19 protein-coding genes are annotated in these 24,946 nt (G+C 68.8%); 11 read left to right on the top strand and 8 right to left on the bottom strand.

Annotation, left to right across the window (positions count from 1 at the left end; all coding sequences use genetic code 11):
* Positions 1–43 precede the first annotated feature (43 nt).
* Together RTK35_RS28785 and RTK35_RS28780 are read right to left on the bottom strand one after the other, a co-directional pair.
* The gene (locus RTK35_RS28785; protein ID WP_044405311.1) at positions 44–427 is read right to left on the bottom strand and encodes a PaaI family thioesterase; all 384 of its coding nucleotides are present in this window, start codon (positions 425–427) and stop codon (positions 44–46) included.
* A gap of 4 nt (positions 428–431) precedes the next feature.
* On the bottom strand, positions 432–2,750 hold the full coding sequence (locus tag RTK35_RS28780; protein WP_107331703.1) for a Tex family protein: 2,319 nt from the start codon (positions 2,748–2,750) through the stop codon (positions 432–434).
* 190 nt (positions 2,751–2,940) lie between these two features.
* Between RTK35_RS28780 and ompR the strand changes: the two genes are divergently transcribed.
* From ompR to RTK35_RS28765, 3 genes are all read left to right on the top strand, one after another.
* Complete coding sequence (gene ompR / locus RTK35_RS28775) at positions 2,941–3,672, top strand: two-component system response regulator OmpR (protein WP_044405307.1); 732 nt, start codon at positions 2,941–2,943, stop codon at positions 3,670–3,672.
* A gap of 56 nt (positions 3,673–3,728) precedes the next feature.
* Positions 3,729–5,042 (top strand): ATP-binding protein, encoded by a 1,314-nt coding sequence (locus tag RTK35_RS28770; RefSeq protein WP_044405305.1) that lies wholly within the window; start codon positions 3,729–3,731, stop codon positions 5,040–5,042.
* 164 nt (positions 5,043–5,206) lie between these two features.
* Complete coding sequence (locus RTK35_RS28765; RefSeq protein ID WP_316909576.1) at positions 5,207–8,983, top strand: EAL domain-containing protein; 3,777 nt, start codon at positions 5,207–5,209, stop codon at positions 8,981–8,983.
* Positions 8,984–9,001: 18 nt separating this feature from the next.
* Here the strand turns inward: RTK35_RS28765 and rimK are convergent, their stop codons facing one another.
* Entirely contained in the window at positions 9,002–9,907 is a 906-nt protein-coding gene (gene rimK / locus RTK35_RS28760; RefSeq protein ID WP_044405301.1) for a 30S ribosomal protein S6--L-glutamate ligase, read from the bottom strand.
* Positions 9,904–10,314 (bottom strand): ATP-dependent zinc protease, encoded by a 411-nt coding sequence (locus RTK35_RS28755; protein WP_232060879.1) that lies wholly within the window; start codon positions 10,312–10,314, stop codon positions 9,904–9,906. The genes rimK and RTK35_RS28755 overlap by 4 nt, the downstream gene beginning before the upstream one ends.
* 179 nt (positions 10,315–10,493) lie before the next feature.
* Between RTK35_RS28755 and RTK35_RS28750 the strand changes: the two genes are divergently transcribed.
* Positions 10,494–10,889 carry an RNA-binding S4 domain-containing protein gene (locus RTK35_RS28750; RefSeq protein WP_044405297.1) on the top strand — a complete coding sequence of 132 codons (396 nt, stop codon included), beginning with the start codon at positions 10,494–10,496 and terminating at the stop codon, positions 10,887–10,889.
* Between the two features lies 1 nt (position 10,890).
* Here RTK35_RS28750 and RTK35_RS28745 read toward each other — a convergent pair whose 3' ends face one another.
* Positions 10,891–11,682 carry a phosphatase PAP2 family protein gene (locus RTK35_RS28745; protein WP_236210925.1) on the bottom strand — a complete coding sequence of 264 codons (792 nt, stop codon included), beginning with the start codon at positions 11,680–11,682 and terminating at the stop codon, positions 10,891–10,893.
* A gap of 102 nt (positions 11,683–11,784) precedes the next feature.
* On the opposite strand from RTK35_RS28745, the gene hslO reads away from it, so the two are divergent.
* The 4 genes from hslO to RTK35_RS28725 all read left to right on the top strand — a co-directional run bounded on the left by hslO (position 11,785) and on the right by RTK35_RS28725 (position 17,492).
* A complete protein-coding gene (gene hslO, locus RTK35_RS28740) occupies positions 11,785–12,678 on the top strand; it encodes an Hsp33 family molecular chaperone HslO (RefSeq protein WP_044405288.1) in 894 nt (297 codons plus the stop codon).
* 358 nt (positions 12,679–13,036) lie between these two features.
* On the top strand, positions 13,037–14,581 hold the full coding sequence (locus RTK35_RS28735; RefSeq protein ID WP_074972300.1) for a phosphoenolpyruvate carboxykinase: 1,545 nt from the start codon (positions 13,037–13,039) through the stop codon (positions 14,579–14,581).
* Positions 14,582–14,849: 268 nt separating this feature from the next.
* Complete coding sequence (locus tag RTK35_RS28730) at positions 14,850–16,787, top strand: ATP-dependent DNA helicase RecQ (RefSeq protein ID WP_316909575.1); 1,938 nt, start codon at positions 14,850–14,852, stop codon at positions 16,785–16,787.
* Positions 16,788–16,889: 102 nt separating this feature from the next.
* Entirely contained in the window at positions 16,890–17,492 is a 603-nt protein-coding gene (locus RTK35_RS28725) for a nitroreductase family protein (RefSeq protein ID WP_316909574.1), read from the top strand.
* A 48-nt stretch (positions 17,493–17,540) separates the two neighbouring features.
* Here the strand turns inward: RTK35_RS28725 and argA are convergent, their stop codons facing one another.
* Positions 17,541–18,839 (bottom strand): amino-acid N-acetyltransferase, encoded by a 1,299-nt coding sequence (gene argA, locus RTK35_RS28720; protein ID WP_044405279.1) that lies wholly within the window; start codon positions 18,837–18,839, stop codon positions 17,541–17,543.
* A 250-nt stretch (positions 18,840–19,089) separates the two neighbouring features.
* A complete protein-coding gene (argE, locus tag RTK35_RS28715) occupies positions 19,090–20,253 on the bottom strand; it encodes an acetylornithine deacetylase (RefSeq protein ID WP_222900515.1) in 1,164 nt (387 codons plus the stop codon).
* Between the two features lie 293 nt (positions 20,254–20,546).
* Here argE and RTK35_RS28710 point away from each other — a divergent pair, with 293 nt between their 5' ends.
* The 3 genes from RTK35_RS28710 to argC all read left to right on the top strand — a co-directional run bounded on the left by RTK35_RS28710 (position 20,547) and on the right by argC (position 23,646).
* Positions 20,547–21,914 (top strand): inorganic triphosphatase, encoded by a 1,368-nt coding sequence (locus RTK35_RS28710; RefSeq protein ID WP_182851274.1) that lies wholly within the window; start codon positions 20,547–20,549, stop codon positions 21,912–21,914.
* A 43-nt stretch (positions 21,915–21,957) separates the two neighbouring features.
* Complete coding sequence (locus RTK35_RS28705; protein ID WP_142013550.1) at positions 21,958–22,623, top strand: DUF502 domain-containing protein; 666 nt, start codon at positions 21,958–21,960, stop codon at positions 22,621–22,623.
* 75 nt (positions 22,624–22,698) lie between these two features.
* Complete coding sequence (gene argC / locus RTK35_RS28700) at positions 22,699–23,646, top strand: N-acetyl-gamma-glutamyl-phosphate reductase (protein ID WP_316909573.1); 948 nt, start codon at positions 22,699–22,701, stop codon at positions 23,644–23,646.
* Positions 23,647–24,473: 827 nt separating this feature from the next.
* On the opposite strand, the gene RTK35_RS28695 is transcribed toward argC, so the two are convergent.
* The gene (locus RTK35_RS28695) at positions 24,474–24,944 is read right to left on the bottom strand and encodes an Lrp/AsnC family transcriptional regulator (RefSeq protein ID WP_044405265.1); all 471 of its coding nucleotides are present in this window, start codon (positions 24,942–24,944) and stop codon (positions 24,474–24,476) included.
* Positions 24,945–24,946 lie beyond the last annotated feature (2 nt).

Genomic DNA, 24,946 nt, shown 5'->3' with positions numbered 1-24,946 from the left:
GCGTTGTCGCTTCGTCCAGAATAGAGCGTCGCCGTCCTGGCGCTTACAGCTGGGCGAAGGTGCCTTGTCCCTTGGCGACCAGCTTGTCGCCCTGCAGCACGTCGGCCTCGACCACCAGGGTGCGCGAGCCGGCGTGCAGCACGCGGGCCCGGCAGGTGATCTCGCCGTCGGCCACGGGGCGGATGTAGTTGATCTTGCATTCGATGGTGGCGCTGCGCCGGTCGAAGCCGTGGACGCTGGTGCAGGCCAGGCCCATGGCGATGTCCAGCAGGGTGAAGATCGCCCCGCCGTGCATCACCTGGCCCCGGTTGCGCAGGTGCTCGCCCATGGGCAGGCGGGCCTCGGCGACACCGTCGCCGAGGCTCACCGCTTCGATGCCGAGCAGCCGACTGAAGGCGCTGGCGGTCTGCGGGTCATCGAGTGCCATGGTCTTACTTCTTCTTGATCTGCTTGGCGTTGGCGAACAGCGAGGCCATGGCGTTGTTCGCCGGGGCCGCCTGCTGCTGGCGCGGGGCACCGCGATCAGGACGCTGGCCGCCCTGCGGGCGACCGCCGCCGCGCGGGCCCTCGACCTTCTCGCCGGGGGTGTCGCTCATGCGCATGGACAGGCCGACGCGGTTGCGCGGGATGTCCACCTCCATGACCTTGACCTTGACGATGTCGCCGGCCTTGACCACCTCGTACGGGTCCTTGACGAACTTCTCCGACAGCGCGGAGATGTGCACCAGGCCGTCCTGGTGGACGCCGATGTCGACGAAGGCGCCGAAGTTGGTGACGTTGGTCACCACGCCCTCCAGCACCATGCCGGGCTTGAGGTCCTTGAGGCTCTCGACGCCGTCCTGGAACTCGGCGGTCTTGAACTCGGGGCGCGGGTCGCGGCCGGGCTTGTCCAGTTCCTTGAGGATGTCGGTGACGGTGGGCAGGCCGAAGGTCTCATCGGTGAACTTGGCCGGGTCCAGGCGCTTGAGGAAGCCCGAGTCGCCGATCAGGGTGCGGATGTCGCGGCCGGTATCGGCGGCGATGCGCTGCACCAGCGGGTAGGTCTCCGGGTGCACGCCCGAAGCGTCCAGCGGGTTGTCGCCGTTCATCACGCGGAGGAAGCCGGCGGCCTGCTCGAAGGTCTTCTCGCCGAGGCGGCTGACCTTCTTCAGTTCGTCGCGGGTCTTGAACGCGCCGTTGGCGTCACGGTAGGTGACGATGTTCTGCGCCAGGGTGCTGTTGAGGCCGGAGATGCGCGCCAGCAGGGCGGCGGAGGCGGTGTTCACGTCCACGCCGACGGCGTTCACGCAGTCCTCGACCACGGCGTCCAGGCTGCGCGCCAGCTGCAGCTGGGAGACGTCGTGCTGGTACTGGCCGACGCCGATGGATTTCGGGTCGATCTTCACCAGCTCGGCCAGCGGGTCCTGCAGGCGGCGGGCGATGGAGACGGCGCCACGCAGGGACACGTCCAGCTCGGGGAATTCCTTGGCCGCCAGTTCCGAGGCGGAGTAAACCGAGGCGCCGGCCTCGCTGACCATGATCTTGGTGAGCTTCAGGCCCGGCAGCTTGCGCACCAGCTCGCCGGCCAGCTTGTCGGTCTCGCGGCTGGCGGTGCCGTTGCCGATGGCGATCAGCTCGACGCCGTGCTTGGCGCAGAGCTTGCCGAGGGTGGCCAGGGTCTCGTCCCACTTGTTGTGGGGCACGTGGGGGTAGACGGTGGCGGTGTCCAGCAGCTTGCCGGTGGCATCCACCACGGCCACCTTGCAGCCGGTGCGCAGGCCCGGGTCCAGGCCCAGGGTGCAGCGCGGGCCGGCCGGGGCGGCCAGCAGCAGGTCATGCAGGTTGCGGGCGAAGACGTTGATCGCCTCGGTCTCGGCGGCTTCGCGCAGCTCGCCCAGCAGGTCGGTCTCCAGGTGGGTGTAGAGCTTGACCTTCCAGGTCCAGCGCACCACCTCGCCCAGCCACTTGTCGGCGGCGCGGCCCTGGTCCTTCACGCCGAAGCGCTCGCCGATCATCACCTCGCAGGGGTGCATGGTGCCCGGCAGCTCCTCGCCCACCTTCAGGGCGATGCTCAGCACGCCCTCGTTGCGCCCGCGGAAGATCGCCAGGGCACGGTGGGATGGCACGCCCTTGAGGGCTTCGTCGTGCTCGAAGTAGTCGCTGAACTTGGCGCCTTCCTGCTCCTTGCCGGCCACCAGGCGGGCGGACAGGGTGGCGTTGTCCTTGAGGTAGCTGCGCAGGCTGGCCAGCAGGGTGGCGTCCTCGGCGAAGCGCTCCATGAGGATGTACTTGGCGCCTTCCAGCACGGCCTTGGTGTCGGCGAAGCCCTTCTCGGCATCGATGAAGCGCGCGGCCTCGGCCTCCGGGGCCAGGCTCGGGTCGGCGAACAGCGCATCGGCCAGCTCGCCCAGGCCGGCTTCCAGGGCGATCTGGCCCTTGGTGCGACGCTTCTGCTTGTAGGGGAGGTAGAGGTCTTCGAGGCGGGTCTTGGTGTCGGCCAGCTTGATCTCGCGGGCCAGTTCCGGGGTCAGCTTGCCCTGCTCCTCGATGCTGGCGAGGATCGCGCCACGGCGGTCCTCCATCTCGCGCAGGTAGCGCAGGCGCTCTTCCAGGGTGCGCAGCTGGGTGTCGTCCAGGCTGCCGGTGACTTCCTTCCGGTAACGGGCGATGAAGGGCACGGTGGAGCCCTCGTCGAGCAGGGCAACGGCGGCGGCGACTTGCTGCGGGCGTACACCCAGCTCTTCAGCGATACGGTTGTTGATGCTGTCCATTGAGAAAAAACACACCTGTAAGCAACGGAAGAACCGGCCGGCAAGGCCCGGCCGGGCAAAAGAGCGGCGCATTATAAACACCGGCCCGCGCCGGCCAGGGAACCGTTGGGGGAAAAATCTGCTAACAATGGACGGGCCGCCGCACCGGTGGACTGAGCGATAATGCCGCGCCGAAGAATCTGGAGTGACCATGAGCAGCATCCCCAACGCCGAGGGTGAAAAGATCCTGATCGTCGACGACGACGCGCGCCTGCGCCGTCTGCTCGAACGCTTCTTCGAGGAACAGGGCTACCGCGTGCGCGCGGTGGAAAACGTCGAGCAGATGGACCGCCTGCTGGCCCGCGAGCTCTTCCACCTGCTGGTGCTGGACCTGATGCTGCCTGGCGAGGACGGCCTCTCCGCCTGCCGCCGCCTGCGCGCCTCGAACAACCAGGTGCCGATCATCATGCTCACCGCCAAGGGCGACGAATCCAGCCGCATCCAGGGCCTGGAGCTGGGCGCCGACGACTACCTGGCCAAGCCCTTCAACCCGCGCGAGCTGCTGGCCCGGGTCAAGGCCGTGCTGCGCCGCCAGGCGCCCCAGGTGCCGGGCGCGCCGTCCAGCGAGGACGAGGTGGTCAGCTTCGGCGAGTACGAGCTGTCCCTGGCCACCCGCGAGCTCAAGCGTGGCGATGACGTGCACATGCTCACCACCGGCGAGTTCGCCGTGCTCAAGGCCCTGGTCCAGCACGCCCGCGAACCGCTGACCCGCGACAAGCTGATGAACCTGGCCCGTGGCCGCGAGTGGGACGCCCTGGAGCGCTCCATCGACGTGCAGATCTCGCGCCTGCGCCGGCTGATCGAACCCGACCCGTCCAAGCCGCGCTACATCCAGACCGTCTGGGGCGTCGGCTACGTCTTCGTGCCGGACGGCAACAAGTGAACCTTCCCGCCGCGCGCCCCCCGCGCGGCACGTCCGCCCCCAACACCCGCCCGCCCATGAAAGCGCCCTACTGGTTCCCGCAGAGCTTCTTCTCCCGCACCCTCTGGCTGGTGCTCATCGTCGTGCTGTTCTCCAAGGCGCTGACCCTGGTGTACCTGATGATGAACGAGGACGTGCTGGTGGACCGCCAGTACAGCCACGGCGCGGCGCTGACCCTGCGCGCCTACTGGGCCGCCAGCGAGGGCGAGCGCGACCAGTTGGCCCGCGCCGCCGGCCTGGCCCGGGTGAGCCAGGAGGACGTGCCACAGACGGAACAGCATTGGCCCTACAGCGAGATCTTCGAACGGCAGATGCAGACCGAACTGGGCCCGCAGACCGAAGTCCGCCTGCGCGCCAAGAGCCCGCCGGCGCTCTGGGTCCATGCTCCCAGCCTCGGCCCGGACTGGGTGCGCATCCCGCTCTACCCGCACCCGCTTCGCGGCCAGCGCATCTGGAGCGTGCTCGGCTGGTTCCTCGGCATCGGCCTGCTGTCCACCGCCGCCGCCTGGATCTTCGTGCGCCAGCTCAACGCCCCGCTCAAGCGCCTGGTGTTCGCCGCCCGCCACCTCGGTCAGGGCCGCAGCGTGCGCCTGCCGGTGAGCGACACGCCCAGCGAGATGACCGAGGTGTACCGCGCCTTCAACCAGATGGCCGAAGACGTCGAGCAGGCCGCCCGCGAGCGCGAGCTGATGCTGGCCGGCGTCTCCCATGACCTGCGCACGCCGCTGACCCGCCTGCGGCTGTCCCTGGAGCTGATGAGCGCCGACTCGGAGCTGACCGAGGACATGGTCCGCGACATCGAGGACATGGACGCCATCCTCGACCAGTTCCTCGCCTTCATCCGCGATGGCCGCGACGAACGCGTGGAGGAAATGGACCTGGGCGAACTGGTGCGCGAAGTGGTGGCGCCCTACAACCAGCAGGAGGAACAGGTGCGCCTGTGCCTGGAGCCGGTGCCGCCGGTACCGCTGCGCCGGGTGTCGATGAAGCGCCTGCTCGCCAACCTCATCGAGAACGCCCTGCGCTACGGCAACAACGGCGTGGAAGTGGCGGCCTACGTGGCCGGCGACCACGCTGCGCCCTACGTGGTGCTGAGCGTGCTGGACCGCGGCCAGGGCATCGACCCGGCCGAGCTGGGTGACATCTTCAACCCCTTCATCCGCGGCGACCGCGCCCGGGGCGGCAAGGGCACCGGCCTGGGGCTGGCCATCGTCAAGCGCATCGCCGCCCAGCACGGCGGCAGCGTCGAGCTGCGCAACCGCTCCGGCGGCGGCCTGGAAGCCCGCGTCTGCCTGCCCCTGGGGCTGCTGCTGCCGCGCGACGCGGCCTGAGTCCATCGCGCCTGCAAGCCCCGGGTCGCCTGGCCGGCCCGGGGCCCGCCTGCCTTCTGTCGACGCGCCGCAACGGCGCTCATTTCGATAGTGTCACTTTGCCCTGATCCACGTACTCTAGGCGCCCTGAACCCTGCCCAGCCCTGCGTCGACAAGAGGCCCCCATGCCCGACGCCCACGCCCTTGCGCCCCGATGGACCTGGTGGGTGCCCTTGCCCCTGCTGCACCTGGCCACCTGGATGTCGCTGGGCACCCAGATTTCGGGCGGTGTCGCGCTCTGGTACCTGCCATTCGCCCTCGGCCTGGTGCTGACCCTCTGGTGGGGCCCCCGGGTACTGGCCAGCGTCTACCTCAACGCCGTCGCGAGCATCCCGCTGTGGGGGCTGGACTGGCACCTGGCACCGTTTTACGCCCTGCCCGAAACCCTCTCCATCGGCGTCGCCTGGCTGCTGTTGCGCCGGCACCAGGCCGAAGCCGGCCTGCCGGACTTCGCCAGCCTGCTGCGCTTCATGCTGCTGGGCGTGCTGGTGCCGGTGACCCTGGTCAGCCTCGGCGTCCAGGCCAGCCTGCTGGCCACCGGCGTCATCACCCGCCAGGCCTGGCTGCTGGCCAGCCTGCAGATGTGGCTGGGCGACAGCCTCACCACCCTGGTATTGAGCCTGCCGCTGCTGGTCTACGGCACCCCCTGGCTGCGCCGCAACGGCTGGGCGCTCGGCGTCTACGAGCCGCTGCCGGAGGCCATCCGCCGCCTGCCACCCTGGCCCGTCCTGCTGCTGCCGGCGGTGGCATTGCCACTGCTGATGGCGGTGATGCCGCTGCCCATGACCCTGCCGGTGATCGGCCTGGCGATCCTCGGCCTGGCCCTCGGCTGGGGCTTCAGCGGCGCACTCTGGGGCGCGGTGGTCACCACCATCAGCGTGCTGGCGCTGCCGGCCCTGCGCGAGCTCGGCGACGCCAGCCAGTGGCTGGAGACGCGGCGCATCGAGCTGCAGTTCAGCGTGTTGCTGCTGATGGTCTCCGCCCTACTGGTGGGGCGCAGCCTCAGCGACCTGCGCCTGAACCTGCGGCGCCGCGCCGAGATGCAGCGCGAGCTGGCCATGACCAACCTGGCCATGGAGGCGACTCCGCTGGGCGTCACCATCGCCGATGCCCGTGACCCCGACTTCCCGCTGATCTACTGCAACAGCGCCTTCGAGCGCATCACCGGCTACAGCCGCGAAGATGCCCTCGGCCGCAACTGCCGCTTCCTCGTCGGGCACGACCGCAACCAGCCCGCCCTGCGGCACCTGCGCGCCGCCATCGAGCAGGGCAATCCGACCCAGGCGATCCTGCGCAACTACCGCAAGGACGGCAGCCTGTTCTGGAACGAGGTGACCCTGGCGCCGATGCGCGACGGCGAGGGCATCAGCCACTTCGTCGCCCTGCAGCACGACGTCAGCACCCGCGAGCTGCTGGCCGAGGAGCTGGCCATGCGCCGCGAGGAACTGCTGCGCCAGACCCACCTGCTGAGCCAGACCGAAGCCATCGCCGACCTCGGCGGCTGGGTGCTGCAGCTGCCGGCACGCACGCTGTTCTGGAGCGAGGGCACCTTCCGCATCTTCGACCTCGACCCCGCCGACGGCGCCCCCAGCTTCGAACGGGTGCTGGAGTTCTTCGACGCCGCCAGCCGCCAGCAGGCCGAAGCCACCCTGCAGCGGGTGCAGGAGACCGGCACCCCCTTCGACCTGGAGCTGCGCATCACCAGCGCCAAGGGCATCCCGCGCACCCTGCGCTTCAAGGGCCTGGCCGAGAGCGACGGCGACCAGGTGATGCGCATCTACGGTGCGGTGCAGGACCTCACCGAGCAGAAGCGCACCGAACGCCGCCAGCGCGAGCGCGACGAGCACCTGCACCTGTTCTTCGAAGCCCCGCTGATGGGCATGGCCCTGTGCTCGCCGGAACAGGGCTGGCAGGAAGTGAACTTCAAGCTGTGCAGCATCCTCGGGCGCTCCCGCGAGCAGCTGCAGGGCCACGACTGGATGAGCATCACCCACCCGGACGACCGCCCCCAGGAAAGCGAGCTGCTGGTGGAGCTGCGCCAGGGCCTGCGCGACGGCTACGAACTGGACAAGCGCTTCCTGCGCCCGGACGGCAGCGCGGTGGACACCCGCGTCAACGTCCGTGGCGTGCGCGATGCCGAGGGCCGGCTGTACGCCCTGCTGATCCTGGTGGAGGACGTCAGCGCCCGGCGCGAGGCCGAGGACCGCTACCGCGTGCTGGTGGAACACGCCCCCGAGGCCATCCTGGTGTTCGACCTGGAACGCGGCATCACCGATGCCAACGAGAACGCCGCGCGGCTCTACGGCCTGCCCCGCGAGCAGCTGCTCGGGCGCATGCCCGACAGCTTCAGCCCGCCCTACCAGGCCGACGGGCGCAGCTCCCAGGAGGTCGGCCGCGCCCACGCCCGCGCTGCCCTGGCCGGCGAAACGCCGCTGTTCGAGTGGCTGATGCGCGACTTCGCCGGGCGCGTGCGCCCCTGCGAGGTGCGTCTGGTGCGCCTGCCGGGCCGCGACCGGCAGCTGATCCGCCTGAGCATCACCGACATTTCCGAGCGCCAGCGCTACCAGCGCGAGATCGAGCGCCTGGCCTACAGCGACGAACTCACCGGCCTGCCCAACCGCCGCCTGCTGCTGGACCGCCTGCAGCACGCCATGGCCCGCGAAGTTCGCGACGGCCGCTTCGGTGCGTTGCTGTTCATCGACCTGGACCACTTCAAGACCGTCAACGACAGCCTCGGCCACCCGGTGGGCGACGCCCTGCTGCGGGAAGTCACCGCGCGCCTGGCCGGCTGCCTGCGTGCCGAGGACACCCTGGCGCGGCTGGGCGGCGACGAGTTCGTGGTGCTGCTGGAGGCCCTGGCACCGGAGGCCGACGGCGCGGCCGACCACGCCGCCGAAGTGGGCGCCAAGCTGCTGCAGAGCCTGCGTGGCAGCTACCGCGTGGGCGAGCATGAGCTGGCGGTCAGCGCCAGCATCGGCATCGCCCTGCATCCCTTCGACGGCCAGGGCGCCGCCGACGTGCTCAAGCAGGCCGACACCGCCATGTACCGGGCCAAGCAGGGCGGGCGCAATGCGCTGCACTTCTTCGCCCCGGCCATGCAGGCCGCCATCGACCAGCGCCTGCAACTGCAGAGCGACCTGCGCCAGGCCCTGGCGCGGGGCCAGCTGTTCCTGGAATTCCAGCCGCAGCTGGAACTGGCCGGCGGCCAGGTGGTGGGCGCCGAGGCGCTGCTGCGCTGGCGCACGCCCAGCCGCGGCGTGGTGTCACCGGCGCAGTTCATCCCCCTGGCGGAAGAGACCGGGCTGATCCTCGAACTGGGCAACTGGGTGCTGGATCAGGCCTGCGCCAACCTCGCCCAGTGGCTGCCGCACCGGCCCGCCCTGGTGCTGGCGATCAACATCAGCCCCCGCGACCTGCGCCAGCCGGACTTCGTCGAGCGGGTCCGCGACTGCCTGCAGCGCCACGATGTACCGGCCCATGCGCTGGAGCTGGAGATCACCGAAGGCAGCCTGATGGAGGACGTGGAACGCTGCATCGCCGCCATGCTGGAGCTGAAGCAACTGGGGGTGCGCTTCGCCATCGACGACTTCGGCACCGGCTACTCCTCGCTGATCTACCTCAAGCGCCTGCCGCTGGACCGGCTGAAGATCGACCGCAGCTTCGTCGAGGGGCTGGAGCAAGAGGGCAGCGACGCGGCACTGGTGGAGACCATTCTCGCCATCGGCCGCAACCTGGGCCTGGAATGCGTCGCCGAAGGCATCGAGGCGGACGCCCAGTACCAGTCCCTGCGCCGGCTGGGCTGTGCCCTGGGCCAGGGCTTCCACATCAGCGAGCCGCTGGACGGGCCGGCCTTCCTGGCCTGGCTGCAGCGCCGCGAGCGCGCCCTGGCCGACTCGGCCTGAGGAACGGCTGGACGGGCCTCAGCCCTTGCCCTTGGTGCGGGTGAGGTTGGGGCCGGCGTGCTTTTCCAGGTGCTCGATGATGATGCCGGCGACGTCCTTGCCGGTGGTGGTCTCGATGCCCTCCAGCCCCGGCGAGGAGTTCACCTCCATCACCAGCGGGCCGTGGTTGGAGCGCAGGATGTCCACCCCGGCCACCGACAGGCCCATGACCTTGGCCGCGCGGATCGCGGTCATGCGCTCCTCGGGGGTGATCTTGATCAGGCTGGCGGTGCCGCCCCGGTGCAGGTTGGAGCGGAACTCGCCGGGCTTGGCCTGGCGCATCATCGCGGCGATCACCTTGTCGCCCACCACGAAGCAGCGGATGTCGGCGCCGCCGGCTTCGCGGATGTACTCCTGCACCATGATGTTCTGCTTCAACCCCATGAAGGCCTCGATCACCGACTCGGCGGCCTTCTCCGTCTCGCACAGCACCACGCCGATGCCCTGGGTGCCTTCCAGCACCTTGATCACCAGGGGGGCGCCGTTGACCATGCGGATCAGGTCGGGGATGTCGTCCGGCGAGTGGGCGAAGCCGGTCACCGGCAGGCCGATGCCCTTGCGCGAGAGCAGTTGCAGGGAGCGCAGCTTGTCCCGCGAGCGGGAGATGGCGACGGACTCGTTGAGCGGGTAGACGCCCATCATCTCGAACTGCCGCAACACGGCGCAGCCGTAGAAGGTGACCGAGGCGCCGATGCGCGGGATCACCGCGTCGAAGCCCTCCAGGGCACGGCCGCGGTAGTGGATCTGCGGCTTGTGGCTGGCGATGTTCATGTAGGCCCGCAGGGTGTCGATGACCACCATCTCGTGACCGCGCTGCTGGCCGGCCTCCACCAGACGACGGGTCGAATACAGACGCGGGTTGCGCGACAGCACGGCAATCTTCATTGGGCACCTGGGAGGGAATCGAACGCCGGCAGGGTCGGCTTGTCCTGTACGTAGCTGAGGGCGGGGTTGACCACCAGTTGCCCGTCCACCAGGGCCTTGGAGCCGATGAGCACGCGGTAGCGCATGGCCTTGCGGCAGGCGAGGGTGAACTCGATGGGCCAGGCGCGATCGCCCAGCACCACCGTGGTGCTGATGACGTAGCGGCTCTGGGCCTGGCCGTTGGAACTCTTGATCGTGCGCACCGAGACCAGCCGCGCCTCGCAGCGATGGCGCCGCTGCACCAGGGTGCCCAGGTGCGCGGTGAAGCGCACCCAGCGCTCGCCATCGCGCTCGAAGGGCACGATGTCGCTGGCATGCAGGCTGGAGGTGCTCGCCCCAGTGTCGACCTTCGCTCGCAGACCGACCATGCCAAGCTCCGGCAGGGCGATCCATTCACGCAGGCCGACCACGGAGAGGTGATCGAAGGTCTTCACGGCGGGGATTCCGGTAGAGTTGCCGGCATTCTAGATGGGCCGTGTGACAACTGCATCCGCCACCGGCCGACGATGTGCGGGCGCCCGCAGGGTGCCCCGGAGGGAAAGCAACGATGCGCGAGAAAGACGACGACAAGGTGCGCCTGGACAAGTGGCTCTGGGCCGCGCGCTTCTACAAGACCCGCGCCCTGGCCAAGGAGGCCATCGAGGGCGGCAAGGTCCATCACCGGGGCGAGCGCTGCAAGCCGGGCAAGGAGCCACGGGTCGGCGACGAGTACGTGATCCGCACCGGTTTCGACGAACGTACCGTGGTGGTTCGTGCCCTGTCGGTGGTGCGCCGGGGCGCGCCCGAGGCCCAGGCGCTGTACGAAGAGACGGCGGACAGCATCGCCCGCCGTGAAGAAGCGGCCGCCCTGCGCAAGGCCGGGGCCCTGGGGGTGCAGACCGACGGACGGCCCACCAAGAAGCAGCGCAGGCAGATCCATTCCCTGCGCGGCGCCGCCGAGTAGGTCAGCGCAGGCGCTTGGTATCCAGCAGCGCCAGGCGGTTCACCAGCGGGATGTAGCCGCCCAGGCGCAGCGCCGGGCTGGCCAGCCACTGCAGCAGGTGCGCCAGGTGGCTGCCGGCCGGGGTACAGAAGCCCCAGGCGATGACCACCAGGGTGATCACCAGTCCACCGACCACATCGTCCGTCAGCCAGTGGGCACCGGCCACCAGGCGCGGCAGCATCAGCACCGTGGCGATGGCCAGCACGGTCACGCGCTTCCAGCCACGGGCGAAGATCGCCATGAACAGGCCCCAGAGCATCAGCACCGAAGCGTGGTCCCCCGGGAAGCTGCGGCTGGAACGGTCCTTCACCTCGAACACGCTTTCCAGCAGCGGGAACTGGTCGCTCAGCTGGATACCGCCGAGCACCACCGAAGGGCTCGCGTGCTGCCAGCCGAAGTGCACGCCGATCTTGGTGAACAGCGAGCGCACCACCAGCAGCATCGCCAGCAGGGCGATGAAGGTGAACAGCGCTGGGCGCAGCTCGTGGCGACGGAAGGTCCAGTCCTGGCGGATCAGCAGCGCCAGCATCAGGCCGCCGGCGAGGATGTCGAACAGGCGGGTGCTGGCGAAGGCCCAGAGCGCCATCCATACCGGACGGCCTTCGAGGGAGCCGTTCAGCGCCCGGTAGGCGGCATTGTCGGCCAGGTCCCAGAGTTCACGGGTGGTCGGCCACAGCCAGCTGGCCAGTACCAGGGCCGCCAGCAGGTGCAGCCCGAGCAGGGCCGGCCATCGCCAGGAGGCTTGGACGCGCATTGGTTTCTCCATAAAATTCCCATCCTCATCTATCGCGGGCAGCGGAATGGCGCGCTTTATAGTGCGCTGTCACCGATCTGTCACCCTCTTGTGGTTGCCCCCATGCCTATTTCCGACAATTCCCAGCGTTTTATCTTCGACGACACCGACGTACGCGGTGAAATGGTCTCCCTGGGCGAGAGCTACACCCATGTCCTGGCCAAGCACCCCTACCCGGAACCGGTGGCCCAGCTGCTGGGCGAGATGCTCGCCGCCGCCGCGCTGCTGGTGGGCACCCTGAAGTTCGACGGCCTGCTGGTGCTGCAGGCGCGCTCCAGCGGCGCCGTGCCGCTGCTGATGGTGGAGTGCTCCAGCGAGCGCGAGATCCGCGGCATCGCCCGCTATCACGCCGAGCAGATCGGCGCCGACGCCGACCTGCGGCAGCTGATGCCCGAAGGCGTGCTGACCCTCACCGTCGACCCGCGTCAGGGCCAGCGCTACCAGGGCATCGTCACCCTCGAAGGCGCCAACCTGGCCGAATGCCTGTCCACCTACTTCGCCAACTCCGAACAGCTGCCGACCCGCTTCTGGCTCAACGCCGACGGCCGCAACGCCCGTGGCCTGCTGCTGCAGGCCCTGCCCGCCGACCGCCTGAAGGACCCGGAAGCCCGTGCCGCCAGCTGGCAGCACCTGACCACCCTGGCCGACACCCTCACCGCCGAGGAACTGCTGGGCCTGGACAACGAAACCGTGCTGCACCGCCTGTTCCACGAAGAGACCGTGCGCCTGTTCGACCCCCGCCCGCTGCGCTTCCACTGCAGCTGCTCGCGGGAGCGCTCGGCCAATGCCCTGGTCAGCCTCGGCCAGGCCGACGCCGAGGCCCTGGTGGAGGAACAGGGCGGCGCCGTGGTGATCGACTGCCAGTTCTGCAACCAGCGCTACCGCTTCGACGCCGCCGACGTGGCCCAGCTGTTCGCCGGTGGCGGCAGCCGCGCACCGTCGGAAACCCGCCACTGAGTACCGTTCGGCGGAATTCGTAAGGCTGCTACCCATTTGTAGCGAGGGCGCCCCTGTGGATATGTCGCCGGGGCCCCCGCTGCATCGTCGCTTCAGCGGCTGCGGTCCGGAACGTGACCGGCAGGTGCGATTCAAGTCTTGTAGCGGTCTTTCGGCCCCCGATGAGTGGTCACGGAGAACCCCTCCAGCACCCCCTGATTTCGCCTGGAACCCAGGCAGGACGTGCCTTACATCCAGTCATCTCGCAATCGCCCGGTTTCCTCTGGCATAATCCGGCGCACTTTTTTCGCTGTAGCGGGTCGCAAGGCTCACTACATTTCGCATTGGAGGACTCGGCCTCTGGCCGACGGGGAACCACATGACGCAAGCCACTAAAGCCGTGTACACCGACATCAGCGCCGCGCAACTGGTCGAAGAAGCCATCCGCCGTGGCGAAGGTGAACTGGCCGCCAACGGTTCGCTGGTCGTGCAGACCGGCCATCGCACCGGCCGTTCTCCGGCTGACCGCTTCATCGTCCAGGAGCCGAGCACCGACGCCAAGATCGCCTGGGGCGCCATCAACCGTCCCTTCCCGGCGGACAAATTCGATGCACTGTGGGCCCGTGTCGAAGCCTATGTGACCGAACGCGAGCGTTTCGTCTCCCACGTGCACGTCGGTGCCGACCCCGCGCACTACCTGGCCGTCAAGATGACCACCGAGACCGCCTGGCACAACCTGTTCGGCCGCTGCCTGTTCATCAACCCCGAGCAGTACAACCCGCAGGGCCGCCAGGAATGGCAGATCATCAACGCCCCGAACTTCGTCTGCGAGCCCGAGCGTGACGGCACCAACTCCGACGGTTGCGTGATCCTCAACTTCGCCCAGCAGAAAGTCCTGATCGCCGGCATGCGCTACGCCGGTGAGATGAAGAAAGCCATGTTCTCCGTGCAGAACTTCCTGCTGCCGGAAAAAGACGTGCTGCCGATGCACTGCGCCGCCAACGTCGGCGAAGACGGCGACACCACCCTGTTCTTCGGCCTGTCCGGCACCGGCAAGACCACCCTCTCCGCCGACCCGAGCCGTTACCTGATCGGTGACGACGAGCACGGCTGGGGCGTGGGCACCGTGTTCAACGTCGAAGGCGGCTGCTACGCCAAGTGCATCGACCTGTCCGAGAAGAACGAGCCGGTGATCTGGAAAGCCATCCAGTTCGGCGCCGTGCTGGAAAACGTCGTGCTCAACCCGGAAACCCGCCTGCCCGACTACAGCGACGACAGCCTGACCCAGAACACCCGTGCCGCCTACCCGCTGCACCTGGTGGAAAAGCGCGTCGAAGCCAACCGTGCCGGCGAGCCGAACGCGGTCATCTTCCTGACCTGCGACCTGACCGGCGTACTGCCGCCCGTCTCCATCCTCAACAACGAACAGGCGGCCTACCACTTCCTGTCCGGCTACACCGCCCTGGTCGGCTCCACCGAAATGGGTTCCGGCGGCGGCATCAAGTCCACCTTCTCCACCTGCTTCGGCGCCCCCTTCTTCCCGCGCCCGGCCGGTGAGTACGCCGAACTGCTGATCAAGCGCATCCAGGGCTTCGGCTCCAAGGTGTACCTGGTCAACACCGGCTGGACCGGCGGTGGCTACGGCGTCGGCAAGCGCTTCAGCATCCCCACCACCCGTGGCGTGATCGCAGCCATCCAGAGCGGCGCGCTGGTCGGTGCCGAGACCGAGCACCTGGACATCATCAACCTGGACGTGCCGAAGGCCGTTCCGGGCGTCGAGACCGAGCTGCTCAACCCGCGCAACACCTGGGCTGACAAAGCCGCCTACGACGCGGCCGCCAAGGCCCTGGCCGAGAAATTCGTCGAGAACTTCAAGAAGTTCGACGTCTCCGACGCCATCCGCAACGCCGGTCCCAAGCTGTAAGGGACCCGTTGTACGAAGAAGCCGCCTACGGGCGGCTTTTTCATTGGCCACTGTCCCGTGCTGCAGCCCGCCACTGGCGTAGTGGTGGATGACGCTCTTCTCATCCACCAACCGCGCTCCCGGGGACAGACAGTGATCGAGCTTGCTCCTCGCGGAACAACACCCGCTCCATCCTACTGACAGACCGGTCGGTGCCCTGCCCTGCAACGGCGCCGCCGTGTTGCACTTCGGGCCATGATCGACAGCCCCCTCACAACGGAGTGACGCCATGCCCCTCGCCACCCTCGCCCGCGTCTTCGGCTACGACCGCTTCCGCCCCGGCCAGGAAGCCGCCGTCAGCGCCGTGCTGGCCGGCCGCTCGGCCGCGGCGATCTTCCCCACCGGCTCCGGCAAGTCCCTCTGCTACCAACTGCCCGCGCTGCACCTGCCGCACCTGACCCTGGTGGTGTCGCCGCTGCTGGCGCTGATGCAGGACCAGCTGGCCTTCCTCCACGCCCACGGCATCGCCGCCGCCAGCATCGACTCGGCCCAGAGCCGCGAAGAGGCTGCCGAGGTCATGGCCCGCGCCCGCAGCGGCGAACTGAAGATCCTGATGATCTCGGTGGAGCGGCTGAAGAACGAACGCTTCCGCCACTTCATCCAGCAGGTGCCGATCTCCCTGCTGGTGGTGGACGAGGCCCACTGCATCTCCGAGTGGGGCCACAACTTCCGCCCCGACTACCTCAAGCTGCCGGACTACCAGCGCGAGTTCGGCATCCCCCAGGTGCTGCTGCTCACCGCCACGGCCACCCCGGCGGTGATCACCGACATGCAGCGCAAGTTCGCCATCGACTCCGCCGACGTGGTCACCACCGGCTTCTACCGGCCCAACCTGCACCTGCAGGTGGAGCCCGTGGCCGGCGAGCAGCGCCGCCGCTACCTGGTGGACTGGCTGCGGGCCCGGCCCGGCAAGCCCGGCATCGTCTACGTCACCCAGCAGAAGAGCGCCGAAGAGCTGGCCACCCACCTCACCCGCCAGGGCATCGACGCCTGCGCCTACCACGCCGGCCTCGACCACAGCGTGCGCGAAGGCCTGCAGCGGCGCTTCATGAACGGCGAGGTGAACCTGATGGTCGCCACCATCGCCTTCGGCATGGGCATCGACAAGGCCGACATCCGCCTGGTGGTGCACTACGACCTGCCCAAGTCGGTGGAGAACTACAGCCAGGAGATCGGCCGCGCCGGCCGCGACGGCCAACCCTCGGAATGCCTGGTGCTGGCCAACCGCGACGGCCTCAACGTGCTGGAGAACTTCGTCTACGGCGACACCCCCGAGCGCGACGGCATCGCCGAGGTGCTGCAGGAACTGCGCAGCGCCACCGGCCCCGACGGGCGCTGGGAGCTGATGGCCGGCGCCCTCTCCGAGCAGAGCAACATCCGCCCCCTGCCGCTGAAGACCCTGCTGGTGCAGCTGGAGCTGCGCGGCCTGATCGCCCCGCTGTTCGCCTACTTCGCCGAATACCGCTTCAAGTACCTGATCGAGCCCGAGGCGCTGCTGGCGCGCTTCGAGGGCGAGCGCCGGCAGTTCGTCCAGGCCCTGGTGGACACCTCCACCCGCGCGCGCACCTGGTGCACCGTGGACTTCGACCGGCTCTACCGCGACCACGCCGCCGAGCGTGCGCGGGTCGTGAAGGCCCTGGACTTCTTCCAGGAGCGCGGCTGGATCGAGCTGGAGAGCAAGCAGATGACCGAGGTCTACGCCCTGCGCCAGCCCGACTTCGACACCGAGGCCCTGGCCGATGAGCTCCACCGCTACTTCCGCCAGCAGGAGGACAGCGAGATCGCCCGCATCCAGGCCATGCTCGCGCTGTTCGCCAGCGACACCTGCCTCAGCGCCCGGCTGGCCCGCTACTTCGGCGACCAGGCCGCCCCGGCCGCCTGCGGCCACTGCTCCGTATGCGCCGGCCGGGTGGCGGTGCTGCCGCCGCCAGCACCGCTGGCGTCCCTCGCCGGGCAGGATCTGGAAGGCCGCTGCCAGGCCTTCATCGAGCGCTACCGCGAGGCCAAGGGCCGCGCCCCCAGCGTCGACTGCCTGACCCGCCTGCTCTGCGGCATCGCCACCCCCGTGTTCACCCGCCTCAAGGCCCGCAGCCTGCCCGCCTTCGGCGCCCTGGAGGCCTACCCCTACGCCGAGGTGCGCCAGCAACTGGCCGATACCCGGAGGTGATGAATTCGATGTGTTTTATCGCCATTCCTCACTGGTCGGCGTTCACCGGCCTGCTTAGGATGGCGCACCCTTTCCACCGTTGCGCCTGACCAGGAGCCGACCATGCACATCGACGAAGCCATCCGTACCCGCCGCGCCATCAAGGGCTACGACACCCAGCACAGCCTGAGCCGCGAAGAGAAGGACGAACTGCTGGAGCTGGCCCTGCTCGCCCCCACCGCCTTCAACCTGCAGCACGTGCGCCTGGTGGAAGTCAGCGACCCCGCCCTGCGCCAGCAGATCCGCGAAGTGGCGTGGAACCAGGCCCAGGTGACCGAAGCCTCGATGCTGGTGGTGGTCTGCGCCCGCCTCGACGCCTGGGAACAGGACGCCGCCCGCGTCTGGGCCGACGCGCCGCAACCGGTGCAGGAATTCATGGCCGGCGCCATCGACAACTACTACCGTGGCAAGCCCCAGGTGCAGCGTGACGAAACCATGCGCAGCTGCGGCCTGGTGGCCCAGACCCTGATGCTGGCCGCGCGCGGCCGTGGCCTGGACAGCTGCCCCATGGACGGTTTCGACTTCGACGCCGTGGCCAAGCTGATCAACCTGCCGGAGAACCACGTCATCGGCCTGATGGTCGCCGTCGGCAAGCAAGCCGTCGAAGCCAAGCCGCGCATCGGCAAGCTGGCCTTCGACGAAGCCGTGATCCGCGACCGCTTCTGATCCCCGCCCCACACCGGGCTGCACACCCCAGGTGCGCAGCCCGCGTCGTTACAGCGCCTTCTCGAAGATCTTGGAGTTGCGCTGGTAGTTGTACAGCGAGGCCCGCGCCGCCGGCAGGCGCTCCACGCCGCTGGGCTGGAAGCCGCGCTCGCGGAACCAGTGGGCGGTACGGGTGGTGAGGACGAACAGGGTCTTCAGGCCCAGGGCCCGGGCCCGCTCCTCGATGCGCTCCAGCAACTCGTCCCCGCGACCGCCATGGCGGTACTCCGGGTTCACCGCCAGGCACGCCAGCTCCCCCGCCTCGGACTCGGCGATCGGGTAGAGCGCCGCGCAGGCGATGATGTGGCCGTCGCGCTCGACGATGCTGAACTGGCCGATCTCCCGCTCCAGCACTTCTCGCGAGCGACGCACCAGGATGCCCTGCTCCTCCAGCGGGGTGATCAGCTCGATCAGCCCGCCCACGTCGTCGATGGTGGCCTCGCGCAGGGACTCGAACTGCTCCTGGTCCACCAGGGTGCCGCCGCCGTCACGGGTGAACAGCTCGGTGAGCAGCGAACCGTCCTCGGCATAGCTCACCAGGTGGCTGCGCTTGACCCCGCTGCGGCAGGCCTGGGCCGCCGCGTCCAGCAACTCGGCCTGGTAGCCGTTGCCCAGCCGCGCCAGGTGCTGCGGCACCTGCTGCGGGCGCAGCTCGCGTACCAGCCGGCCGTGTTCGTCGATCAGCCCGCGTTCGGCGCCGAACAGCACCAGCTTGTCCGCGCCCAGGTCGATGGCGGCACGGGTCGCCACGTCCTCGCAGGCCAGGTTGAAGATCTCCCCGGTGGGGGAATAGCCCAACGGCGAGAGCAGCACGATGGAGCGCTCGTCCAGCTGGCGGCCGATGCCCTTGCGGTCGACCCGGCGCACCTCGCCGGTGTGGTGGTAGTCGACCCCGTCGACGACGCCGATGGGCCGCGCGGTGACGAAGTTGCCGCCGGTGACCCGCAGCCGCGAGCCCTGCATCGGCGAGGCGGCGATGTCCATGGACAGCCGCGCCTCGATGGCGATGCGCAGCTGGCCCACGGCGTCGATCACGCATTCCAGGGTGGGGCCGTCGGTGATGCGCAGGTCGCGGTGGAAGTGCGGGGTCAGCCCGCGCGCGGCCAGGCGCGCCTCGATCTGCGGGCGCGAACCGTGCACCAGCACCAGGCGCACGCCCAGGCTGTGCAGCAGCACCAGGTCGTGGACGATGTTGCCGAAATTCGGGTGGGCAACCCCCTCGCCGGGCAGCATCACCACGAAGGTGCAGTCCCGGTGGGCGTTGATGTAGGGCGAAGCATGGCGCAGCCAGTTGACGTAGTCGTGCATGGGATTCCGAATGCCTGTGACGGGGGCGAAATGAACGGTGCTACTCCGGAAACGGAGCAGGTGGCGTTGCGTTTATCGTCGTCGCAGCAACATCAACGGAAGCCCTCCTGGGGAGTCATCTGGCGGGCACTTCTGAAACTACCTGCGTTGTCATCGCGGCGTTAAAAACCGGCTCAAAATGCTCATTTACCGTACGTAAACTGCGCTTTTTCGCCTGTTTTTGCCTTGCGCTGACGGCCTCGCCTACGTTTCAGAGGTGCCCTGGTTGGGTTGGGGTGATGCAGTAATGGCGGATCAACTGACGCAACAGCGCCACCGTAGGTGCGATCCGTGACAGTTCGAGGTGCTCGTCGGGCTGGTGCGCGCAGGCGATGTCGCCTGGGCCCAGCACCAGGGTCTGGCAGCCGAGGTGCTGAAGATACGGTGCTTCGGTGCCAAAGGCCACCGCTTCTGCGGCATGCCCGGTTAGACGTTCGGCGAGTTGCACCAGCTCGCTGTCGGCCGGCTCCTCGAACGGCGGCACCGCCGGGTAGAGCGGCCGGTAGTCCAGGGACACGCCGTGGCGCTCGGCCACCGGGCGCAGGCGCTGGCCGATGGCCTCGCGCAGCACCTCGGGCTCCATGCCCGGCAGGGGCCGCAGGTCGAACTCCAGGCTGCACTGGCCGCAGATGCGGTTGGGGTTGTCGCCACCGTGGATGCAGCCCAGGTTGAGGGTCGGCCCCGCCACGTTGAACAGCGGGTTGTGGAAGCGCGCCTGCCATTCGCGGCGCAGCGCCAGCAGCTCGCCGATGCCCTCGTGCATGGCCTCCAGGGCGTTGCGGCCCAAAGCCGGGTCGGAGGAGTGGCCGCTCTGCCCGAGGATGTCGATGCGCTCCATCATCACGCCCTTGTGCAGGCGGATTGGCTTCAACCCGGTGGGCTCGCCGATCACCGCCGCCCGCGCCAGGGGCCGACCGGCCGCCGCCAGGGCGCGGGCGCCGGACATGGAGCTTTCCTCGTCGCAGGTGGCGAGAACGATCAGCGGCTGGCGTGGCACCTGCCCGTCCAGCTCGCGCACCGCTTCGATCACCAGCGGGAAGAAGCCCTTCATGTCGCAGCTGCCCAGGCCGTACCAGCGATCGCCCACCTCGGTGAGGGCGAGCGGGTCGGTTTTCCACAGCGCCGCGTCGAAGGGCACGGTGTCGCTGTGCCCGGCCAGCACCAGTCCGCCGGGGCCGCTGCCCAGGGTGGCCAGCAGGTTGGCCTTGCCCGGCGCCACGGTCTGGATCTCGCAGGTGAAGCCCAGCTCGCCCAGCCAGGCGGCCAGCAGCTCGATGACCGGCAGGTTGGACTGGTCCCAATGGGGCTGGGTGCAACTGACCGAGGGCGCGGCGATCAACGCAGCGAACTGGGTCTTCAGGTCTGGAAGGCGCATGGGGGTTCTCCACCGACGAGCGCCCCATCATAAGAGCCTGTTCACGCGCTTGCGAGCTAGAGGCATGCAAGGCGAGAAACGGCGAAAAAGCACAGTTTACGTTGTGTAAATGAGCATTTTGATCGGACTCGCGCACGAGCGGGTTCTCAACGCCGCAGGCCCGACGCGCAGCCGAGTGTGGACAGGCTCGTGGAAGGCGCCACCGCTGGCAAAACCTCCCGGCAGGCCCCGCCGCGCTGCTGTAGACTTCACGCCCTCGACAGCCATCCCGCGCTGCACCAGAAAGTCCGGCCATGCAGAAAGAAACCGAAATCAAGCTCCGCGCCAGCCGCGAGACCCTCGACGCCCTCCGCGACCACCCGCTGCTGAAGAAGCGCATCAAGGGTGGCTGGGAGACCCGTGAACTGTTCAACCAGTACTACGACACCCCCGCCCGCGACCTGGCCCAGGCCCGCGTGGCGCTGCGCATGCGCCGCGACGGCGACCAGTTCATCCAGACCCTGAAGACCCGTGGCCAGAGCGTGGCCGGGCTGTCCGAGCGCAACGAGTGGGACTGGTACCTGCCCAAGGCCAAGCTGGACACCAAAAAGCTCGGCGACGAGTGCTGGCCCGCCAGCCTTGCCGAGCTGGACAAGAAGACACTGGCCCCGCTGTTCACCACCGACTTCGTGCGCCAGCGCGCCGAAGTGGCCTGGGGCCGTGGCAAGGCCAAGGTGGTGATCGAAGCCGCCCTGGACCTGGGCAAGGTCATCGCCGGCGACCAGGCGGAAGAAATCTGCGAGCTGGAGCTGGAGCTGCGCCAGGGCGAGCCCGAGGCCCTGCTGGAGCTGGCCGAGGCCCTGGCCGCCGACCTGCCGCTGATGCCCTGCGACATCAGCAAGGCCGAGCGCGGCTACCGCCTGTATGACGCCCAGAGCTACAGCGTCAGCCTGCCCGCCCCCGAACTCGCCTTCGAACAGCCGCTGGACGACACCATCCCCGCCCTCGGCTGGACCCTGCTGGGCAACAGCCAGCGCCTGGCCGAGCAGTACCGCTTCAACGGCCACTGGAAGCTGCTGGCCGACTGGCTGCAGCAACTGGTCGACCTGCGCGCCCTGCTGGGCAGCCTCGGCCAGGCCGCCCCGCGCCCCACCAGCCATGAGCTGCGCCAGGCGCTGGATGCGCTGATCGGCGACTGGCGCCCGGTGGTCAACGCCGGCCAGGACGACGAAAGCGTGCGCCAGGCCGCCCCGGCGCGCTTCGCCGAGGAACTGGCCGGCACCCGCTGGGGCCTGTTCTCCCTGAAAGCCTCGCGCTGGCTGCTGGGCCGCAGCTGGACCCAGGGCCGCAACGCCCGCGGCGAGCGCCAGGGCCAGGCAGCCATCGGCCGCTGGCTTCCGCGCCTCTTGGCCGAGGAAGCCGTCGCCCTGCAACTGGACCGCTACCGCCGCCAGCCGGAAGACCTGGCCGAGCAGCTGCCGCGTATCGAGCGCCTGCTGGTCTGGCTGCGCCTGGCACGTGGCGTGCTGGTGGAGGTACCCGAGGTGGACCGCTGCTTCGGCGAACTGAGCAAGCTCGCCGAACTGGCCGCCCAGCCCCTGGACGACGCCAGCCGTGAAGCCCGCAGCGCCCAGGCCCAGCACCTGCTGACCCTGAAGGGCTGGAAACACCTGCTGAAGTGACCCGCCGGCCCGCCACCCCGGGTGGCGGGCCTGGAGCCCCCGCATGTTCAAGCACAGCCTCCGCTCCCTGATCACCACCTGGTTCACCGGCCTGCTGGCCTTGCTGCCGCTGGTCCTGACCCTGGCGCTGCTGGCCTGGATCGTCAGCCTGCTGAACCGCCTGGTGGGTCCCTCCACCCTCATCGGCCAACTGCTCGCCGCCCTCGGCCAGCCGTTCGCCAGCAATCCGGTCCTGGCCTGGTTCGTCGGCACCCTGGTGCTGCTGGGCAGCCTCTACCCCCTGGGCCTCGCCGTGCAGCTGGGCCTGCGCCGGCCGCTGGCCTGGCTGTTCGACCAGACCCTGCGCCGCACCCCGCTGATCGGCAACGTCTACAACGTCGCCGACCGCTTCGTCGGCATGCTCGACAAGGACAAGAACGCCGACATCACCACCATGCAGCCGGTGTGGTGCTTCTTCGGCGGCGACGGTGCCGCCGTGCTGGCACTGCAGCCCAGCTCCGAACCCATCGAGCTGGAAGGCCGCGCCTACTGCGCCATCCTCGTGCCCACCGCGCCGATCCCGGTGGGCGGCGGGCTGCTCTACGTCCCGGTGGACTGGGTGCGCCCCGCCGACATGGGCGTCGACGCCCTCACCAGCGTCTACGTCTCCATGGGCCTGACGCCCCCGGGCGCCGCCCGCAAGGCCACCGAGGAACGCCCATCGCCGTGACCTGCGGGCCTGGTTACAATGCACGCCCCATCAGCCCCGGCTGGGGTTCCTTCGTCTTTACCGAGTGAGTCCGCCATGGTTTTCAAAGTGTTCGTAGATGGTCAGGAAGGCACCACCGGCCTCCGGTTGCTCGACTACCTGTCCGGCCGTTCCGACGTGGAGCTGCTGCGCATCGCCGATGACAAGCGCAAGGACCCGGCCGAACGTGCGCGCTTCCTCAACGCCGCCGACGTCGCCTTCCTCTGCCTGCCCGACGTCGCCTCCCGCGAGGCGGTGTCCCTGGTGACCAACCCGAACACCTGCATCATCGACGCCAGCACCGCCTTCCGCACCGACGACAGCTGGGCCTATGGCCTGCCGGAACTGGCCGCCGGCCAGCGCGAGAAGATCCGCACCTGCAAGCGCATCGCCGTCCCCGGCTGCCACGCCAGCGCCTTCATCCTCGCCGTGCGCCCGCTGATCGACGCCGGCCTGCTGCCCGCCGACTACCCGCTCTCGGCCTTCTCCCTCACCGGCTACAGCGGCGGTGGCAAGGGCATGATCGCCCAGTACGAAGCCGGCAATGACGCCAGGCTGATGAGCCCGCGCCCCTACGCCCTGGGCCTGGAGCACAAGCACCTGCCGGAAATGCGCGTCCAGGCCCGCCTGGCCCAGGCACCGGTGTTCAACCCCATCGTCGGCCCCTTCCTCAAGGGCCTGGCCGTGACCGTGCCGCTCTACACCGAGCGCCTGGCGCGCAAGGCCAGCGCCGCCGAGATCGCCGAGATCTACCGCCAGCACTACGCCGGCGAGCAGTTCGTGCGGGTGATGCCGGCCGGTGACGACGGCAACCTCGACGGCGGCTTCTTCGACGTCCAGGGCTGCAACGACACCAACCGCGTCGACCTCTTCGTCTTCGGCTCCGCCGACCGCCTGAACCTGGTCGCCCGCCTGGACAACCTCGGCAAGGGCGCCGCCGGCGCCGCCGTGCAGTGCATGAACGTGCACATCGGCGCCGACGAGGCCACCGGCCTCAACGCCTGACCCGCCGCACAACGAGAAAGGCCGGCCTCTGCCGGCCTTTTTTGTGCCTGCGGGGTTTGCATCACCCGTCCAGTAGCCCGGGCTACACGCCAGGTGGACCGATGAAGCGCGGTCCGCCCTCCGCACGCCGGCTCATGGGCGGCTCCCGTAGGGGCGAATTCATTGGCTCTGTCTGCGTTAGCTGTTGTGGCTTTAATGCAAGCGCTCAAGCACGGCCCTTTCCGGGCGCCCAAGGGTTCGTGCCACCGACACCGCATGGGTTTCGCTTCGCTCGCGGAACGCCGCCCGCCCCATCCTACGAAAGCCCGTGCGCACCACATGGCGATGCGCTGGACGAAGAAGTTGGAGCAGCCGCCAACGCCCCTCCAGGAGGCCGAACGCAGTCGTTGCGCCGGGGGACGAGCGGCATGGATGCCGCGAGAGGCGCGCCAGGCCATGGATGGCCCATCGCGCCGGCCCCCAGAGCGGCGATGGAGTGAGGGAACCCCGGCGAAGCCGGGGCCGGATGATGGGGCAAGCGTTTTTGGTTCCTTTTTTGGCGATTGAAAAAAGGGACTCGCCCGGGGGGGCGAAACCAGAAACATCATCAGAGCTCGGCAATCAGCTGGGTTCAAAGCTTCTAGCAACACTTAACGCAGACAGAGCCAATTCATTCGCCCAAGGACTGCGCAGCAGTCCCGTCCCGTGCACCGTGGGCCCGCCCGGCAGGAGCGAATTCATTCGCGAAAGGGCCGCGCAGCGGTCCCGTCGTGACCTCAAGGGGCGGGCCTACGGCCCGCTTGGCGACTGAAGTCGCCCCTACAAGGGTGCCCATGAAGGTTCCAGCACTACCCCTCCACCGGCAAGCAGGTGGTGGACTTGATCTCCGACAGGGCGACGATGGAGTTCACCTCCTGGATGCCCGGCACCATGGACAGCTTCTCGAAGAAGAAGCGCTCATAGGCCTCGATGTCCCGGGTGACGATGCGCAGCATGAAATCCACCGCCCCCATCAGCACATGGCACTCCAGCACTTCCGGGAAGCCGCGCATGGCCTCGGCGAATTCGGTGAGGTTGGAGCGGCCGTGGGCGTTGAGCTTCACCTGGGCGAAGATCTGCGCGTTGAGGCCGATCTTGCGCCGGTCCAGCAGGGTGACCTGGCGACGGATCACCCCCTCCTCCTTGAGCCGCTGGATGCGTCGCCAGCACGGCGACTGGGACAACCCGACGCGCTCGGCGATCTCGGCGGTGGAAAGCCCGGCGTCTTCCTGCAACAGGTCGAGGATGCGGCGGTCGTAGGCGTCCAGTTCCAAAGGCATGT

This window comes from Pseudomonas sp. zfem003, from assembly GCF_032621675.1.
In the GTDB taxonomy this organism is placed as follows: Bacteria; Pseudomonadota; Gammaproteobacteria; order Pseudomonadales; family Pseudomonadaceae; genus Metapseudomonas; species Metapseudomonas otitidis.
This window is presented reverse-complemented; position numbering and strand designations above follow the sequence as displayed.

Coding starts and splice junctions, on each gene's coding strand:
- RTK35_RS28755 (WP_232060879.1), bottom strand. CDS start 10,314: ATGGTCGGTCTGCGAGCGAAGGTCGACACTGGGGCGAGCACCTCCAGC.
- RTK35_RS28725 (WP_316909574.1), top strand. CDS start 16,890: ATGCACATCGACGAAGCCATCCGTACCCGCCGCGCCATCAAGGGCTAC.
- rimK (WP_044405301.1), bottom strand. CDS start 9,907: ATGAAGATTGCCGTGCTGTCGCGCAACCCGCGTCTGTATTCGACCCGT.
- RTK35_RS28730 (WP_316909575.1), top strand. CDS start 14,850: ATGCCCCTCGCCACCCTCGCCCGCGTCTTCGGCTACGACCGCTTCCGC.
- RTK35_RS28710 (WP_182851274.1), top strand. CDS start 20,547: ATGCAGAAAGAAACCGAAATCAAGCTCCGCGCCAGCCGCGAGACCCTC.
- RTK35_RS28745 (WP_236210925.1), bottom strand. CDS start 11,682: ATGCGCGTCCAAGCCTCCTGGCGATGGCCGGCCCTGCTCGGGCTGCAC.
- argE (WP_222900515.1), bottom strand. CDS start 20,253: ATGCGCCTTCCAGACCTGAAGACCCAGTTCGCTGCGTTGATCGCCGCG.
- RTK35_RS28695 (WP_044405265.1), bottom strand. CDS start 24,944: ATGCCTTTGGAACTGGACGCCTACGACCGCCGCATCCTCGACCTGTTG.
- RTK35_RS28750 (WP_044405297.1), top strand. CDS start 10,494: ATGCGCGAGAAAGACGACGACAAGGTGCGCCTGGACAAGTGGCTCTGG.
- argA (WP_044405279.1), bottom strand. CDS start 18,839: ATGCACGACTACGTCAACTGGCTGCGCCATGCTTCGCCCTACATCAAC.
- argC (WP_316909573.1), top strand. CDS start 22,699: ATGGTTTTCAAAGTGTTCGTAGATGGTCAGGAAGGCACCACCGGCCTC.
- RTK35_RS28765 (WP_316909576.1), top strand. CDS start 5,207: ATGCCCGACGCCCACGCCCTTGCGCCCCGATGGACCTGGTGGGTGCCC.
- hslO (WP_044405288.1), top strand. CDS start 11,785: ATGCCTATTTCCGACAATTCCCAGCGTTTTATCTTCGACGACACCGAC.
- ompR (WP_044405307.1), top strand. CDS start 2,941: ATGAGCAGCATCCCCAACGCCGAGGGTGAAAAGATCCTGATCGTCGAC.
- RTK35_RS28785 (WP_044405311.1), bottom strand. CDS start 427: ATGGCACTCGATGACCCGCAGACCGCCAGCGCCTTCAGTCGGCTGCTC.
- RTK35_RS28780 (WP_107331703.1), bottom strand. CDS start 2,750: ATGGACAGCATCAACAACCGTATCGCTGAAGAGCTGGGTGTACGCCCG.
- RTK35_RS28705 (WP_142013550.1), top strand. CDS start 21,958: ATGTTCAAGCACAGCCTCCGCTCCCTGATCACCACCTGGTTCACCGGC.
- RTK35_RS28770 (WP_044405305.1), top strand. CDS start 3,729: ATGAAAGCGCCCTACTGGTTCCCGCAGAGCTTCTTCTCCCGCACCCTC.
- RTK35_RS28735 (WP_074972300.1), top strand. CDS start 13,037: ATGACGCAAGCCACTAAAGCCGTGTACACCGACATCAGCGCCGCGCAA.